Annotated in this window: 16 protein-coding genes and 1 pseudogene; 6 read left to right on the forward strand and 11 right to left on the reverse strand. The window is 64.6% G+C overall.

Going from position 1 to position 15,260, the window contains the following annotated elements; genetic code table 11:
- Positions 1 to 33 precede the first annotated feature (33 nt).
- Both recF and gyrB read left to right on the forward strand, forming a co-directional pair.
- Positions 34 to 1,209: a DNA replication/repair protein RecF gene (gene recF, locus HQ394_RS09805; RefSeq protein WP_456151578.1), complete on the forward strand. Its 1,176-nt coding sequence runs from the start codon at positions 34 to 36 to the stop codon at positions 1,207 to 1,209.
- Positions 1,206 to 3,650: a DNA topoisomerase (ATP-hydrolyzing) subunit B gene (gyrB, locus tag HQ394_RS09810; RefSeq protein WP_190260108.1), complete on the forward strand. Its 2,445-nt coding sequence runs from the start codon at positions 1,206 to 1,208 to the stop codon at positions 3,648 to 3,650. The genes recF and gyrB overlap by 4 nt, the downstream gene beginning before the upstream one ends.
- A 212-nt stretch (positions 3,651 to 3,862) precedes the next feature.
- On the opposite strand, the gene HQ394_RS09815 is transcribed toward gyrB, so the two are convergent.
- On the reverse strand, positions 3,863 to 4,810 hold the full coding sequence (locus HQ394_RS09815) for an IS630 family transposase (protein ID WP_190260109.1): 948 nt from the start codon (positions 4,808 to 4,810) through the stop codon (positions 3,863 to 3,865).
- Positions 4,811 to 5,428: 618 nt separating this feature from the next.
- Positions 5,429 to 6,118 (reverse strand): response regulator transcription factor, encoded by a 690-nt coding sequence (locus HQ394_RS09820; protein WP_190260110.1) that lies wholly within the window; start codon positions 6,116 to 6,118, stop codon positions 5,429 to 5,431.
- Between the two features lie 240 nt (positions 6,119 to 6,358).
- Here HQ394_RS09820 and HQ394_RS09825 point away from each other — a divergent pair, with 240 nt between their 5' ends.
- Together HQ394_RS09825 and HQ394_RS09830 are read left to right on the forward strand one after the other, a co-directional pair.
- Positions 6,359 to 7,438, forward strand: coding sequence for a GTP cyclohydrolase II (locus HQ394_RS09825; RefSeq protein ID WP_223291482.1), 1,080 nt, complete (start codon positions 6,359 to 6,361; stop codon positions 7,436 to 7,438).
- 38 nt (positions 7,439 to 7,476) lie between these two features.
- Positions 7,477 to 7,992, forward strand: coding sequence for a L,D-transpeptidase family protein (locus HQ394_RS09830; RefSeq protein WP_190263236.1), 516 nt, complete (start codon positions 7,477 to 7,479; stop codon positions 7,990 to 7,992).
- Positions 7,993 to 8,014: 22 nt separating this feature from the next.
- Here HQ394_RS09830 and HQ394_RS09835 read toward each other — a convergent pair whose 3' ends face one another.
- A complete protein-coding gene (locus tag HQ394_RS09835) occupies positions 8,015 to 8,728 on the reverse strand; it encodes a YggS family pyridoxal phosphate-dependent enzyme (RefSeq protein ID WP_190260112.1) in 714 nt (237 codons plus the stop codon).
- Positions 8,729 to 8,871: 143 nt separating this feature from the next.
- On the opposite strand from HQ394_RS09835, the gene HQ394_RS09840 reads away from it, so the two are divergent.
- A complete protein-coding gene (locus HQ394_RS09840) occupies positions 8,872 to 9,411 on the forward strand; it encodes a thiamine phosphate synthase (protein WP_223292078.1) in 540 nt (179 codons plus the stop codon).
- Here the strand turns inward: HQ394_RS09840 and HQ394_RS21155 are convergent.
- The 8 genes and pseudogenes from HQ394_RS21155 to HQ394_RS09885 all read right to left on the reverse strand — a co-directional run bounded on the left by HQ394_RS21155 (position 9,389) and on the right by HQ394_RS09885 (position 14,375).
- On the reverse strand, positions 9,389 to 9,598 hold the full coding sequence (locus HQ394_RS21155; protein WP_190260114.1) for a hypothetical protein: 210 nt from the start codon (positions 9,596 to 9,598) through the stop codon (positions 9,389 to 9,391). The two genes, HQ394_RS09840 and HQ394_RS21155, sit on opposite strands and share 23 nt — an antisense overlap.
- A gap of 62 nt (positions 9,599 to 9,660) precedes the next feature.
- Positions 9,661 to 11,070: pseudogene (locus tag HQ394_RS19850) on the reverse strand (sulfotransferase); the annotation flags it as partial.
- On the reverse strand, positions 11,055 to 11,216 hold the full coding sequence (locus HQ394_RS21160) for a tetratricopeptide repeat protein (protein ID WP_407644693.1): 162 nt from the start codon (positions 11,214 to 11,216) through the stop codon (positions 11,055 to 11,057). The pseudogene HQ394_RS19850 and the gene HQ394_RS21160, both read right to left, overlap by 16 nt.
- A 48-nt stretch (positions 11,217 to 11,264) precedes the next feature.
- Positions 11,265 to 12,011: a glycosyltransferase family 9 protein gene (locus HQ394_RS09865; RefSeq protein ID WP_190260117.1), complete on the reverse strand. Its 747-nt coding sequence runs from the start codon at positions 12,009 to 12,011 to the stop codon at positions 11,265 to 11,267.
- 121 nt (positions 12,012 to 12,132) lie between these two features.
- Complete coding sequence (locus tag HQ394_RS20470; RefSeq protein ID WP_456151579.1) at positions 12,133 to 12,477, reverse strand: tetratricopeptide repeat protein; 345 nt, start codon at positions 12,475 to 12,477, stop codon at positions 12,133 to 12,135.
- Entirely contained in the window at positions 12,359 to 12,643 is a 285-nt protein-coding gene (locus HQ394_RS21165; protein ID WP_407644738.1) for a tetratricopeptide repeat protein, read from the reverse strand. The genes HQ394_RS20470 and HQ394_RS21165 overlap by 119 nt, the downstream gene beginning before the upstream one ends.
- The gene (locus HQ394_RS21170; protein ID WP_456151413.1) at positions 12,525 to 12,995 is read right to left on the reverse strand and encodes a tetratricopeptide repeat protein; all 471 of its coding nucleotides are present in this window, start codon (positions 12,993 to 12,995) and stop codon (positions 12,525 to 12,527) included. The genes HQ394_RS21165 and HQ394_RS21170 overlap by 119 nt, the downstream gene beginning before the upstream one ends.
- 117 nt (positions 12,996 to 13,112) lie before the next feature.
- The gene (locus HQ394_RS09885; protein WP_190260119.1) at positions 13,113 to 14,375 is read right to left on the reverse strand and encodes a porin; all 1,263 of its coding nucleotides are present in this window, start codon (positions 14,373 to 14,375) and stop codon (positions 13,113 to 13,115) included.
- Between the two features lie 261 nt (positions 14,376 to 14,636).
- Between HQ394_RS09885 and HQ394_RS09890 the strand changes: the two genes are divergently transcribed.
- Positions 14,637 to 15,185, forward strand: a complete 549-nt coding sequence (locus HQ394_RS09890) for a DUF3576 domain-containing protein (RefSeq protein ID WP_190263237.1) — start codon at positions 14,637 to 14,639, stop codon at positions 15,183 to 15,185.
- Positions 15,186 to 15,260: the final 75 nt, after the last annotated feature.

Genomic DNA, 15,260 nt, shown 5'->3' on the forward strand with positions numbered 1-15,260 from the left:
CGATCACAGGACGCATTCGCCGGCCGCGTATCGGTGGCATCGCTGGCACTGGTCGATTTTCGTTGCCATCAGACATTGCGCTTGGAGACGGGAACGATGCCCGTGGTGCTCACCGGCCCCAATGGCGCCGGCAAGACCAGTATTCTCGAGGCGCTGTCGCTGTTGGCGCCGGGGCGTGGACTGCGTCGTGCCCGACTGGCCGAACTGGCGCGCCGCAGCGACGGGACGAAGGCATCCGGCTGGTCGGTGGCCGTGCGGGCGCGGACGCCGGAGCGAGCGGTCGACATCCGCACCGTGTGGAGCCATGACCCGGCGGCGGCGACGACACGTGAGCGGCGCCAGTTGACTATCGACGGAGTTGCGGCCAGAGGCCAGGCGGCGCTGAGCGAGGTGGTGGCGCTGAACTGGCTCACCCCGGACATGGATGGCCTGTTCGGCGAAGGCAGCGCCGTCCGGCGACGGTTTCTTGATCGCCTCGTCTTCGGCCTCGATCCGGCGCACGCGGCGCGCACCAGCGCCCACGACCGGGCAATCCTGCAGCGCTCGACCCTGCTACGCCAGCCTCGCCCGGATGCGGTCTGGCTGAACGCGATCGAGGACGGCATCGCTCGCGATGCCGTCGCCATTGTCGCCGCGCGGCGCGACGTGGCGGCACGGATCAGCGAGGCTTGCGGTGATCGGGCGGGGCCGTTTCCGGCGGCAACGCTCGCCNNAGAAGGGTCGGTGGAACGCTGGCTCGACGATGGTCCGGCGCTGGCGGCGGAAGATCAACTGCGCGCGGCGCTGGCGCGTTCGCGGCCGACGGATGCGGAGGCCGGCGGCGCCGCGGTCGGTGCGCATCGCAGCGACGTAGTGGTGCGTCATGCCGCTACCGGCCGGCTGGCGGCCGATTGCTCCACCGGCGAACAGAAGATGCTGCTGATCGCGGTCGTCCTTGCCAGTGCGGCGCTGCAGGCGGCGCGGCGGCAGATCGTACCGCTGCTGCTGCTCGACGACGTCCCGGCGCACCTCGATCGGTATCACCGCGAGGCGCTATTCGCCGCCGTTGCCGCCCTTGATGCCCAGGCGTGGTACGCCGGGACCGATCGTGAGGTGTTTGCGTCCCTCGCGGGAACTGCCCAGTTTGTTGCCGTCGGCGACGATCCATCCCGCGGCGACGGCGTTCTGCCGCCCGGGGCAAATGCGGAAGGAGGCCAATCCGGCCCATGAGTGAGCGCACCCGAAGCAAAGCCACCGCCGAGGTTTATGACTCTACCTCAATCAAGGTTCTGCGCGGCCTCGATGCCGTCCGCGAACGACCGGGGATGTACATCGGCGACACCGACGACGGCTCCGGCCTGCATCACATGGTCTACGAGGCGGTGGACAACGCCATCGACGAGGCCTTGGCAGGCTACTGTGACACTATTCTCGTCCAGCTCAATGCCGACGGGTCGGTCACCGTTAACGACAACGGTCGCGGCATTCCAGTCGACATCCACCAGGAAGAAGGCGTCTCGGCAGCGGAAGTAATCATGACCCGCCTGCACGCCGGCGGCAAGTTCGACCAGAATTCATACAAGGTCTCGGGCGGCCTGCACGGGGTGGGTATCTCCGTCGTCAACGCGCTCTCCGATTGGCTCGACCTGACGATCTGGCGTGACGGCAGCGAATACTTTATGCGCTTCGTGCGCGGCGAAGCGGAAAAGCCGCTGGCGGTGGCTGGTCCGGCGCCGAAAAAGCGCGGCAAACCCATTACCGGCACCCAGCTTACCTTCCTGCCATCGGCGAAGATCTTCAAGATCACCGAGTACGATGTGGCGACGCTGGAGCACCGGCTGCGCGAACTGGCCTTTCTCAATTCCGGGGTGCGCCTGCGACTGGCGGACGCGCGGCAGGTGTCGCCGCAAGCGATTGATCTGCACTACGAGGGCGGGTTGGCGGCTTTTCTTGCCTATCTTGATCGCTCGAAGACNGCCGTTGATCGGCACCCCGTCGTCATCAAGGGCGAGCGCGACGGCCTCGTTGTCGAGGTAGCGCTGCAATGGAACGACAGTTACCACGAAACCATGCTGTGCTTTACCAACAACATTCCGCAAAAGGATGGCGGCACCCACCTGGCTGGCTTTCGCGGCGCGCTGACGCGCACGGTGCAAGGCTACGCGCAGCAGGCGGTGAAGAAGGAGAAGGTCTCGATCAGCGGCGACGATGCCCGCGAAGGCCTGACCTGCGTGCTGTCGGTGAAGGTGCCGAGCCCCAAATTCTCGTCGCAGACCAAGGACAAGCTGATTTCGTCGGAGGTCAAGCCCATCGTCGAAGAGGTGGTGCGCGAACGTCTCGACCGCTGGTTCGAAGAAAATCCGGGTGATGCGAAGAAGGTGATCGGCAAGATCGTCGAGGCCGCTTCCGCCCGCGAGGCGGCACGCAAGGCTCGCGAACTCACCCGCCGCAAGGGGGTCTTTGAAGTCACCACCCTGCCGGGCAAGCTCGCCGATTGCCAGGAGCGCGATCCCGGCAAGAGCGAGTTGTTCCTCGTCGAGGGCGACTCTGCCGGTGGCTCGGCAAAGCAGGCGCGCAACCGTGCCAATCAGGCGATCCTTCCCTTGCGTGGCAAGATCCTCAACGTCGAACGCGCCCGTTTCGATAAGATCCTCAGTTCTGGCGAGATCGGCACGCTGATCTCGGCGCTAGGAACCGGGATCGGCCGCGATGATTTCGACGTCGGCAAGTGCCGCTACCACAAGGTCATCATCATGACCGACGCCGATGTGGACGGTAGCCACATTCGCACCCTGCTGCTCACCTTCTTCTTTCGCCAGATGCAGGAGATCATTGAGCGCGGGTATCTCTATATCGCCCAGCCGCCGCTCTACCGGGTGAAGCGCGGCTCGTCCGAGGTCTATCTCAAGAACGAGGGTGCGTTGCAGGAGCATCTGCTGGCGGCGGTGATCGACGAGGGTGTCGTCTTCACCGATGGTCGCGGGGTGCAGATCGCCGGCAAGCACCTGCGCGAGTTGTTCGACGAGGCAAAGACGCTGAAGGGCCGGCTGGAGCGCTTGGCGCAGCATGTGCCGCTGCGCATTCTCGAGCAGGCGGCGATCATGGGCTTGCTCGATCGGCAAAACCTGGCCGACCGGGTGCACGCCGAGGCCCTCGCCCGGCAGGTGGCGGAACGCATCGATGCGCTCGAAGCGCCGAGTGAACGGGGATGGACGGCCGTGCTGCCGCCGGATGACGGCATCGTCTTCGCCCGCAGTCTGCGTGGCGTCGCGGAGAAGCACATTATCGACGCGGCGCTGCTCGATTCCAGCGAGGCGCGCAAGCTGAGCGAGAAAGCCGACCTCCTCCACCAGACCTATGCCCAGCCGGCGACACTGCAGATCAAGGATAAGCTGCATCCGATCAGCGGGCCTGCGGCATTGGTGACAATGGTGGTCGAACTGGGACGCAAGGGCGTCAGCATTCAGCGCTATAAAGGCCTGGGCGAGATGAACCCGGATCAACTCTGGCAGACCACCCTCGATCCCGAAGCGCGGACGCTGCTGCAGGTGCGGATCAACCACGCCGACGATGCAGAAGAGGTGTTTTCCACCCTGATGGGCGACACCGTCGAGACCCGCCGCGAGTTCATCGAAAGCAATGCCCTGAAGGTAGAAAACCTCGACGTGTAAGGGGGCAACGGCAGGAGGGAGTGGCAACGTCCTTTTCCCCTGCACCGCGCCGTTTCCATTTGCCGGCGCTCTCCCGCCACGCATACGTCACCAGGATTAATCCACCTCAATTGAGGAAAGTGCATACCCGACATTCGCCAGAAACGCTACTTTCGCGAGTCCATGTGCAGACCATGGTGATTTTGCTATCGAGCCTTTAGAGCGGGTTCTGATCATGCTGGGTCATAACCGCACGAGTTGAAGTAGTTGGCGCATTCGGCGGGCTGGAAGATGTCGACGAGTTGGCCGATGAGGTCCCAGAGGCCGGCGACGGTTCGCTCGGCGGCCTTGCGCAGTATGGCCTTGAGGCGAGCGAAGGCCTTTTCGATCGGATTGAAGTCGGGGCTGTAGGGCGGCAGGAACAGCAGGGTCGCACCTGCGGCTTCGACCATCGCGCGCACCGATGCGCGCTTGCGGCTCGCGAGGTTGTCCATGATGACGATGTCGCCGCGACGCCGTTCGGGCACGACGATGTGCGCCACGTAGGCCTCGAACCATGTGCCGTTGACCGGCCCGTCGAGCACCATCGGCGCGACCATGCCGCTCAGCCGCAGTCCGGCGATCAGCGTCGTCGTCTTGCGACGGCCGTGCGGAACGCCCAGCCGCAGGCGTTCGCCCTTGGGCGAGCGGCCATGGCTGCGGGCCATGTTGGTCGCGGTCCAGGTCTTATCGATGAACACCAGGCGCAGCGGATCGAGATCAATCTGGCCATCGAACCAAGCTTGGCGCTGCCTCGGGACGTCCGGGCAGTCCTGCTCGACGGCGTGGCCGGTCTTTTTNNTCCGCGTGGTGCGATGGCGGACGAAGAAGCGGTGCAGCGTCGCGGTCGCCACCGCCAAGCCCTTGCCGGCCAGCTGCACCCGAAGCTCATCGAGCGTGATGTCCTTGCGCGCCTCCCACAGCGCGGGGATATCCTGCCGGCGCTGCTCGACACGACGCGAGCGCATGTCGCCACTCTGGCGCTTGGCGGCGCCGCTGCTGGTGGCGAGCCGCTGCGCCTGCCAGCGGATTGCCGTCGAAGGCGCCACCCAGAACCGGGCCGCCGCTCCGCGGCAACTCATCCCCGCATCAATCGCCGCCAACAGCCGCGGCCGCAGATCCATCGAAAGAGGCTGACCCATCCATGCTGGCCTCCTTGCCCAGCCAGCATCTTGAATCAGCCCCGCACCCGCTTGTGAATCCCCAGCGATTCCCAATGATCAGAAAACGCTCTATGCATAAGATATTGATTTGCAAATGTTTTCTCAAGGAGCGCAGGCCTTTGGTCAGCCCTCGCTTTGACGGGCTGTGGTCGTCGCAGAAGCTATTGATGTTGATGATCAAACACCATCCTGCGCCTTGCGGCGTTGAACCAAGGCACCTCTAACTCGGGCGAGGTTCAACGGCTGCCGAGTGGCAAAGGCTTCGCCATGGTTTAACGCAGCGCGAGAGCAATGGATCTCTGCAAAGCTATGCAAAAAATGCATGGCTTTATGTTCCCTTGGCATTGGTGAAAGGTTACGGCGCCACCCACCTCTCGCAATGAGAGATGGGGTAATTTCTTGCCCTTTCTCGCGGATGGTTCCCCTGCCATCCGAATGCTTCCTCGAACGGAAGCATGAAGCGCCCGGTTATCCCCCTGGCCGGGCGCTTTTTTAACCCCCTTATCACGCGTTCGTGAGCAGAAACGGCAATAGGCGTCGCTTTAATTTGTCCCGACGTTACCTAGTCTTGCCTTTGATTGACGCGGTTTGCGCGATTCACGGAACGAGGCGGTAGCCGCCGGGCTCAGTGACCAGAATGCTGGCATTGGAAGGATTGCTCTCGATCTTCTGCCGCAGCCGGTAGACATGCGTTTCCAGCGTATGCGTGGTGACGCCAGCGTTGTAGCCCCAAACCTCATCCAACAGCACCTCGCGGCTGACCACGCGATCACCGCAGCGGTAGAGGTACTTCAGGATGGCCGCTTCCTTGTCAGTGAGACGGACCTTCTTGCGGGACTGATTGTTGATCAGCATCTTGGCGCTGGGCTGGAACGTATAAGGGCCAATAGCAAACACGGCATCGTCGCTGCGTTCATGCTGGCGGATGTGAGCGCGCAGCCGGGCCAACAGCACCCCGAGGCGGAACGGCTTGGTGATGTAGTCGTTCGCACCGGCATCGAGACCGAGGATGGCATCGGCGTCGGTATCGGCGCCGGTGAGCATGATCACCGGACACTTGATTCCCGCCCGCCGCAGTTGCCGACAGGCGTGCCGGCCGTCCACATCGGGCAGCCCCACATCGAGGAGGATAATGTCGAACACTTCCGCCTTAGCGCGCTCGACACCTTCGGCCCCGGTGGGCGCCACCTCCACGGAAAATTCCTCGTGGAGATGCAGCTGTTCGGCGAGCATCTCGCATAGCGCCTTGTCGTCATCGATGAGCAATAGCCGCTTGCCGGTGGTCACGCGCGGTCCGCTCCCTGCTGTTCCGAGGCTGAACTGGCGAAGAATACTATCGCGAACGAATTCGACAATAGGTAGAGTGACCGTCGTCGCGCCACTGCCCTTCTCCGTCGTGCGGTTCCAAGTCGATGTGTGGCTACATTCCTCATTGAAAGGTAAGACCGCCCTGTGACGACGCGACGGCATCTGGTCCCTGTTCCCGCGACGCGTGAGCCGCTGTCAATGCGAGCCGTGGAACGCGCCATGAGCGACATCCGCCGCGGCGCCGCGGTCGTGCTCAGCGGTAGCGAGGGAGCGGCGATCCTGGCCCAGGCGGCGGAAGCGGTGACGCCGGAGAATCTGCAGGCGATCGAGGAAGCCGGTCGCCGCGCCACCGAACTGGTGATCACCGCGCGGCGTGCATCGGTGCTGCGACTCGCCGCGTCGGGATTGCGCAGCGTCGCCGTCAGCAGTGTCAGCAACGATCGACTCACCCCCGAGCTGGTTTATGCGCTGGCCGATCCGCTTTCGACAGGCGCACTGCCTGCACCATCGTCGCTGCAGGTGCGGGAGCTGGCGCCGCATTCCTGCGAGCAGGCCGCCGTCCTGCTTGCCAAGATCGGCCGGTTGCTCCCGGCGGCGATTGTCTCGGCGATTACCGACCCCACCGCCACCGACGTACGCGCTTGGGCGGCGCGCCACGATTTCCTCTTCGTCGATGCCGGGGACATTTTTCAATACGACCATATGCAGGCACGCACCCTACGCGCAGTGAGTGAAGCGCGTGTCCCGCTGCTTGGCGCTGAAAGTGCCAGGATCATTGCCTTCCGGCCGTTCGATGGGGGACTCGAACATCTGGCCGTATTGCTGGGTGATCCACGCCCACCGGACGCAGTGTTGACACGGCTTCACTCAGAATGTTTCACGGGTGATCTGCTCGGAAGCCTGCGCTGCGATTGTGGTGATCAGTTGCGCGGCGCCATCGGCGAAATCAGTCGGGCAGGGGGCGGGGTGTTGCTGTATCTGGCTCAGGAGGGGCGCGGCATCGGCCTCGTCAACAAACTGCGCGCCTACGTGCTGCAGGACGACGGATTCGACACCCTGGACGCCAACGGCCAACTGGGTTTCGACGACGACGAACGGGTGTACCTGCCGGCAGCGCAGATGCTGCGGCAGCTGGGTTTCGCCCGCGTCCGTCTGCTGACCAACAACCCGGCCAAGGTCAACGCGCTGATGCGGCTTGGGATCACGGTGGAAGAACGGGTGCCGCACGCCTTCCCGACCAATCGTCATAACGAAGGCTACCTGCGGACCAAGGCAACGAAGAGCGGCCACATCCTCTGAGCGCCGTAATGCGTCGTGCGGGAATGGATCGCGCGGGAATGGATATCGTCGTCACCGTAGCAGGACCTGACGGTCATCCCCTGCTCCGCTGGAGCGGCGGTACGGCGCGATGCGCCATCGGTCGCGGCGGCATCAGCTGCGACAAGCATGAGGGCGATGGGGCGACACCCGTCGGTCGTTTTCCCCTCCGCCAGGCGCTCTATCGGGCCGACCGCATCGCACAGCCTGCAACCGCGCTGCCGCTGCAACGCATCGGCCGCGATGATGGCTGGTGCGACGATCCTGCCGATGCTGCCTACAATCGTCCGGTGCCGCTGCCCTATGCGGCCAGCCATGAACGGCTGTGGCGCGACGACGCGCTCTACGACATCCTCATCGTCGTCGGCCACAATGACGATCCGGTGCGGCCCGGCCGTGGCAGCGCCATTTTCATCCATGTCGCCAGCGCCGATTTCACCCCGACCGCCGGCTGTGTCGCCTTAACCATTGCGGACTTGCAGACGCTGCTACGTGCCTGCCGGCCGGGCGATCAACTCATCGTCGCGGCTAGCTGATCGACGTCATGACCCGTCGACGTCATTGCCGGTCGGCGTCATTGCCGGTCGGTGGGCGATAGCCAAAGATGGCAGTGCCAACGCGGACATGGGTGGCGCCGAATTGTACCGCCACGGGGAAGTCGCCGCTCATCCCCATGCTGAGCCCCTTAAGGCCATTGCGTCGGGCGATCTCCCGCAGCAGCGCGAAATGCAGCGACGGCTCTTCGTCCACCGGCGGAATACACATCAAGCCACGCAGGTCGAGCCCGGCGGCGCGACACACTTCGACCAGCGCGTCGGTCGCATCCGGAAACACTCCCGCCTTCTGCGGCTCCTCACCGGTATTGACCTGGATAAATACCGCCGGCCGGCGTCCCTCCGCCTCGGCCGCTTGGGCAACAGCCTGCGCCAGGTCGGCGCGATCGATGCTCTCGATCACGTCGAACAGCCGCACCGCGCGTCGCGCCTTGTTCCGCTGCAATGGTCCGATCAGATGCAGCACCAGATCCGGATACGCCGCCTTCAGCTCCGGCCACTTGGCTTCCGCTTCCTGCACCCGGTTTTCGCCGAAGGTGCGATGACCGGCTTGCAGCGCCGGGAGAATCGCCGCCGCCGGGTGAGTCTTCGTTACCGCCACCAGCGTTACCTCGGCCGGCTCACGGCCGGCCACCCGCGCCGCCTCGGCGATCGCCGCCTGAACCGCCGCAAGACCCGCCGCAACCGGAGGCTCGCACTCTGCCTGCTCAGCCGGCATGATCCGCTCCCATGGTCCCTGTCCTTCCCGCCGCCATCGCCATCGCCAGCATGCGCTGTGCTCCGCACTATCCCAGCCTAGCAGAGGCGGCAGCCCGCCTCAAACCACCGCCGTCCGCGCACCGGCTGCCGTCGCTCATCCTGATGACCGACCGCCTGCGCCTGGCAGATCCCTTGACGGCGGTCGGCAGGCTGCCGCGCGGTGCGGCGGTGATCGTGCGTGAGTTCGCCGCAGCGGATCGAGCCCGGCTGGCGGCGCGGCTGCGACCCATCTGTCGGCGGCGCGGCTTGCGGCTGCTCATCGCCGGCGACTGGCGGCAGGCAGCGACGCTACGGGCAGACGGCCTGCACCTGCCGGAACACCAGCTCCGTCGCGGCAGCCGTCCGTGGGCCGGATACGCGCGCCACTGGCTGATTACCGCCGCCGCCCATTCCCGCCTGGCACTGCGGCAGGCGATGACCATCGGCTGCGACGCTGCCCTGCTCTCCCCGGTCTTTCCCACCGCCAGCCATCCGGGGCAGCCAGTGCTCGGGGCGCTGCGCTTTGTCCGCCTGGTCCGAACTGCGCCACTGCCGGTCTATGCCCTGGGCGGCATCACGGCGCTGACCGCGGTGCGTCTCGCCGGTAGCGGCGCGGCCGGTTTCGCAGCCATCGGCGGGCTTAGCTCGATGTCGCGGAGCTGAGCGCGTCTTCATCGTCGCCATAGCCAAAGGCGGCGATGAACGGCGCCAGCGTCGGCAGCAGCGGCGCAAAGGCGTCGGCATAATTGCGCCAGCGATCGATGGAGCGGCGATAGATCGGCTGCACCACCTGATGATAGCTCGGCGTGGCAATGGCCCGCGTCTGCGCCCGCTCACGATAGCCCAACACCGCATCATCCCAAGGCAAATCGAGAAAGCTGAGGATGCGCCGCGTCTCCCCGGCAGGTCGCTGATCAGATCTTCGTAGCGCACCGGCAGAACACGCGGCGCCAACACCCGCACATACTGCTGCCACAGCGCCATCACCTGCGCATAAAAGCTGGCAGCGCCGGCAAGGCTACCGAAGTGGACCATCGCCGCGTTCGGCTTGAAGGCTTGCATGAAGCCGCTGAGAATCACATCGCAGGGGTGACGCAGCGCCAGAATGAATTGCGCATCCGGGAACAAACGCAGGATCAGTCCCGCATCGATGGTGTTCAGCGGCATCTTGTCGACAACGCGCCCCACAGGTTCGCCACCCAGGTGACGCTGCACCTCCTGCCGATAGCGGCGGCGCAGCCTGATGATTGTTTCGGCATCGAAGCTGCCGAGCGCATCGGGATAGCCTGCGGGGAGCGCATCCACCTCACGACGGATGACATCGATAGCGTCTTTCTCCTCCAGGGTAGAGAGCAGGGGATGGGCATCGAGGATCTGGTCGAGGAGCGTGGTGCCGGAGCGAGGAAAGCCGATCAGGAACACCGGTGCCGGTGCCGCATCGGGTGGTGGTGACGGGCTCCAGCCGGCGACCCACGGCAGAGTAAACCGGGCGCTGAGCCGTTCGATCAGGTCTGGAAAGAAGCTCCGGTCCGCTGCGGCGAGCGGCCAAGCGTCCTCCATCAGCGCGTTCGCCCGGACAAAGGCGGTATAGGCGCCAGGGTAATCGCCCTCCCGGTCGAGGGTCATACCACGCTCGAAGGCAAGCATCGCCCGCGCGTCCGGATCGATCCCGTCGTCGGCCGGAGCCTGCTGCAAGCGGGAAAGTGCGGCCTCCATCCGGCCGAGACGCCGTTCGGCGCGAGCAGCGGCGAGCAGTGCCCGCACAGCCCTCGGCTCACGGCGGAGCGCCGCGTCGGCGGCGGCGATCGCCTCCTCCAGCCGGTTGCTGCGTTCGAGCAAGGCTGCCAACGCGGCGTGCGTCTCTGCGTCTTCGGCATCAAGATCAAGGGCGCGACGATAGGCCGCTTCCGCCTCGCTCCGACGGCCGAGATCGGCGAGCGAATCGCCCAGCCACCGCGCCGCTTTGGTATAGTCCGGGCGGAGACGGAGCGCCTGCTCGAAACTGCCGACGGCTTCGCCCGGTTGGTCGGCGAGGTGCAGGGCACGGCCCTGATTGGCATGCGCCTCGGCGTAATTGGCGCGCAGCGAGATGGCCTGGCGGTAGCTGGCAATCGCTTCCACCCATTGCCGCCGGCGCTGCCAAGCGTTGCCGAGATTGTTGTAGGCTTCGGGATAGGCGGGGTCACGGGCGATCGCCTGCCGCAAGGCAGCAGTCGCCGCATCCACGTCACCGCGCTCAAGGAGAACAACGCCAAGACTGTTGGCATAGGACGCCTGGGCCGGATCGGCGGCGATCGCCGCACCGATCAGAGACTCGGCACGGGCGGTGTCCCCCGGTGATGAGCGATCAAGCCGGTCAGGTGTAAGGCGTCGGGCTGCCGCGGATCGAGCCGCAGGGCTTGTTGGTAACAGGCCTCCGCCCGTTGCCAGCGGCCCTCGCGATGGAACTGCACCCCGTCGCGCAACACAGGGGGTGATCTCGCGCGCGGACCGGTTACCTGGGCGAGGATTTTTCATCACCAAGCCCTCACCTCCAGCGCTCTGCTAACGCGTTGGATCAACTCGTTCCAATCACCCAGCCGCGACTGGCGAAACAGTCGCATTGTCGGATACCACGGCGAATCGTCGCGATCGACCAGCCAGCGCCATTCCGGAACGGGCGGAACCAGCAGCCAGACAGGCTTCGCCAGCGCACCGGCAAGATGGGCTACGGCGGTGTCGACGCTGATCACCAGATCCAGGCAGGCCACCGCCCCCGCGGTTGCGGCGAAGTCGGTAAGCATCGCGCTGGCGTCGATCAGCCCGGCGTCGCCAAGCGCCGCGGGAGATTGTCGTCCCACCTGCAGGGAGACGAACCGGGCCGCTGCCGATGTCAGCAGTGGCAACAGCGCTTCTGGCGGCATCGAGCGATGGCGATCGTTGGCGTGCGCTGAATTACCGGCCCAGACGAGGCCGACGCGTGGACGATGGTCGCGGCCGAGTCGCTGATCCCAGAGTGCCACTGCGTCCGGCTCGGTGCTGAGATAAGGGACGGCGGCGGGAATGGTGTCGAGAGTGGTGCCGCAAAGGTGCGGCAGGCTCATCAGCGCCACCTGGGCGTCAACCGCTGGCAGCGGTTCCACCGGCGTGATGACCGCGGTGAGCGGGCCGTGCGGCGGCAAGAAGGAGGCAGCGAACAGTCGCTGCAACGGCGCAGGGCATTGCAGCAGGATATGGGCGCCGGCGGCGGCCAGCAGCGGCGCATAGCGGGCAAACTGGATCATCGATCCCAAACCCTGTTCGCCGCGCAGGAGAATCGTCCGGCCGGCCGGGTCACTCCCGTCCCAGCGCGGTAGCGCCGACCGGTCGGCATCGCGGACGAAGCCCTCGGCGCGCCAGCGCCATTCATACTCCGCCCACCCATCGCGGAAACNGCCCCAGCTGCAGCAACAGTGTTGCCCGATTAGTGCGCCAAGTCGGGTTGTCGGGTTGCTGCTGCAGGGCGCTGTCGCAGGCATCGAGGGCGTCAGCGATTTTTCCCTGGTCGCGGCGTACCAGCGCCAGATTGGCAGCAGCCGCGGCGTAGTCAGGCTTGACCTCCAGTGCGCGGCCAAGAACGCAGGCTGCCTCGTCAATTTCGCCCAGCACCTGCAGTGCACTGCCAAGATTGTTGAGGGTCTCTGGGCTGTTCGGTGCGNCGCAGCAGGAGCTGACGATAGACCGCCACCGCTGCCTCGGCGTCTCCCGCACGCAGATGGGCATTGCCAAGGGTGTTGCCGGCGGCGAGCAGGTTCGGGTCAAGCTCGACAGCCCGCCGCGCGGTGGCAATCGCAGCGGCTGTGTCGCCCTTCGCCAGTTGAATGGCCGCAAGGGTAGCGTGGAAGGCNGGCGGTACGTGGCGCCACCTGCAGCGCAGCAGTCACCAGTCGTACGGCCTGTTCATGGTTGCCCTGCGCATGCAGCAGCAGACCCAGGAGGTGCAGTGCGTCTGGATGATGCGGATTGATAGCCAGAATGCGGCGATAGCCGCTGGCGGCTTCCTTGATGTGGCCCGTCTGATGGGCCCGCACTGCGGCCTTGAGCAGCGTCGCTAGTTGCGTCGTCGTGGTGGACTTAATCTTTGGCGGCATCTGCGACGCCCGAGCACTCATGCTTGTGGCTTGCCTAGCCCCGATATCGACGTTTGGCGCGGTGGCATGCCGCCATCGCGCGCCACGTGGCGAAGCAACGAAAGCAGAAAGCACGCGGCACCACAAGGTGCCCGCCATCCAACCCTGATAGCGCAGATCTAACAGACATGGCCGGCTGTTGCGACCGCCGGCTTAGGTAATGATAGGGAGGGCGGCCGCTGCCGTCCTCCCTGGTCAAATGCGAGGCACGTCGACTTAGAAGTTCAGTTTGATCGCAGTTGCCGCACCAACGCCCTGGTTGTTGTAACCAGTTACTTGCGGGGTGTCAGTCTGGAGGTCGTAGGCGAACACACCGCCCACAAGACGAATGCCCGGGCCCATCGTCCAGGTGCCACTCAGCACCGCCTGCTGCAGGCTCTGGTCGTTGCCGGTGTTGTTCGCCAGCGCCGGGTTGGTGGACGAGATCACGCCGGGGCTCTGGCCATACATGTAGTCAAGGCCAATCTTATAGGGGCCGAATTCGTAAGCAGCACCAACGGTATAGCTATAGCCGCCGAGCGAGTACGAGGAGACGCCGCCGGTGTTGTTGGTGGCCTGCACCGTATTCTTGTTCATCGAGTCGATGAAGGCGCCGCCGACGCTAAAGCCGCCGTAGGCAATCTGCGCGCCAAGATTGTAGGCGAACACGTCGCTGCCGTTCTTGCCGACCGGCTGTACCTTGGAGCGTGGGAAGTATTGCACGCCGCCCGAACTTTGGAGACCGATGACACCGAACTGCTGGGTGTAGTTGACGCCACCCGCCCAGCCGTTGGCGTACCGGTTCTGCCCCGCAGCAATCTGTGTGCCTTGGTAACCCGCGTTGCCGTTCCGGACAAAATAGGAGCCGTTGTTGTTGTCGCCGCCCGCCTCAGCCTGTGGGATATACGACACACCTGCCTGCAGACCGGCAAAGCGAGGGGTGATGTAGGTAAATTTGCCGGAGTCATTGTCGAGCAGGCGGAGGTTGGTAGTCCCGACCGGGGTATCGAAGTAGCTGGAGATACCGGTGTTGACCCACGCATCGATATTAGTGAAGTCGCCTTCGTCGAGGACGATGCCGCCGTCCGGTGCGGTGACGTGCAACAGGTAGCCAGCGTTGTTCTCGTCACCGAGAATGAGCTGACCAAGCGACGGGCCCTGCAGGAACAGATACGATTCGTCGATCTGATCGGCATCGGTATTGGCTTCGACCTGGACGTTGACACCGACGGTCAGGCCGTTGTCGAGGGTAGTCTGGCCGATGAAGCAGATTTCGCTGTTGTGCTTCTGATCTACGGCGTTGGTCTTGATTGTGTTAGGGCCGGTATCCTTGATGTCCTGGCTTAGACCGACGCCCCACTGTTGATGGTAACCAGAGATACCAAGCTTGATCCGCTCCGCCGCCTTGGAAGTGGCTTCTTGTGCGGCCGCGTCCCCAGCGGCGCCTGCAACGAGCGCAGCAGTCGCCAGCGCTGTCGTTGCTAGTAGTATCTTCTTCATGCGTAACCCTCGCTTGATCTGAAGAGTTCCCTTGGATACTCCGGCACCGACGCCCCTATGGAGACGTCGACGAATTATCAACGCCCGATATCAACGCACGGTCGCCCGGGTCGATCAAGGGTACTGGCGGCTAGAGTGTGCTGATTTTTCAGCACTGTGGCGACATCGCCACACGGCTATTGCCGGCCCGGGGTGCGGCAGCTGTTGACAGCAGCGATGCGGCGGTTTACGAGCGATTTGGTTCAGCCAAAGACTTGGGCAATGCACAGAACCCACTTCACGCATTCCGCTGCCGCACTCCTCCTGGTGTTGGCAACCGCTGTCGCCGGCTGCAGTGGCGTCGAACCGGAAGGTACCTTTCCGAACCGTGGCCGTGGCGATTCGACACCCTACAACAGTCCGAGTTCGGTCTTCGGCCCCGGTGGACTCTCCTTCGGTGGTGATAGCGCGAAGACCGACGAAGGCGCGGGTACTGGCAGCATCGCCGTCAATGGCTTTCTGTGGCGGGCATCGCTCGACACTGTGGCCTTCATGCCGATGGCCTCTGCCGATCCTTTCGGTGGCGTGATCATTACCGACTGGTACGCCATGCCGGAGGCACCGGACGAGCGCTTCAAGGTCAATGTCTATATTCTTGCCCGCAGTCTGCGTGCGGATGGCGTTCGGGTTGCGGTGTTCCGTCAGGTTCAGGCCGCGAATGGCTCATGGCAGGATGCCAGTGTCGCCCAGGATACCAACACCCGAATCGAGGACGCTATCCTCAGCCGCGCCCGCCAGCTTCGCTTCGATACGCTGCAAAGCAAGTCGTAGCGCCGTCCGCAGACAAGCCGGTTTGGTCGTGACGTAAGCGCGGCTAATCCCCAGCGGCACCGCGTCGAGGGAACT

Origin of the sequence: Defluviicoccus vanus (assembly GCF_014672695.1) — a bacterium.
GTDB classification, from domain to species: Bacteria; Pseudomonadota; Alphaproteobacteria; order Rhodospirillales; family Defluviicoccaceae; genus Defluviicoccus; species Defluviicoccus vanus.

What these genes read in the sequence shown, in the direction of transcription:
- HQ394_RS09825 (WP_223291482.1), top strand. Translation starts at nt 6,359, where the DNA reads ATGAGCGACATCCGCCGCGGCGCCGCGGTCGTGCTCAGCGGTAGCGAG.
- HQ394_RS09865 (WP_190260117.1), bottom strand. Translation starts at nt 12,011, where the DNA reads ATGATCCAGTTTGCCCGCTATGCGCCGCTGCTGGCCGCCGCCGGCGCC.
- HQ394_RS09890 (WP_190263237.1), top strand. Translation starts at nt 14,637, where the DNA reads ATGCACAGAACCCACTTCACGCATTCCGCTGCCGCACTCCTCCTGGTG.
- HQ394_RS09835 (WP_190260112.1), bottom strand. Translation starts at nt 8,728, where the DNA reads ATGCCGGCTGAGCAGGCAGAGTGCGAGCCTCCGGTTGCGGCGGGTCTT.
- HQ394_RS09830 (WP_190263236.1), top strand. Translation starts at nt 7,477, where the DNA reads ATGGATATCGTCGTCACCGTAGCAGGACCTGACGGTCATCCCCTGCTC.
- HQ394_RS09840 (WP_223292078.1), top strand. Translation starts at nt 8,872, where the DNA reads ATGACCGACCGCCTGCGCCTGGCAGATCCCTTGACGGCGGTCGGCAGG.
- HQ394_RS09885 (WP_190260119.1), bottom strand. Translation starts at nt 14,375, where the DNA reads ATGAAGAAGATACTACTAGCAACGACAGCGCTGGCGACTGCTGCGCTC.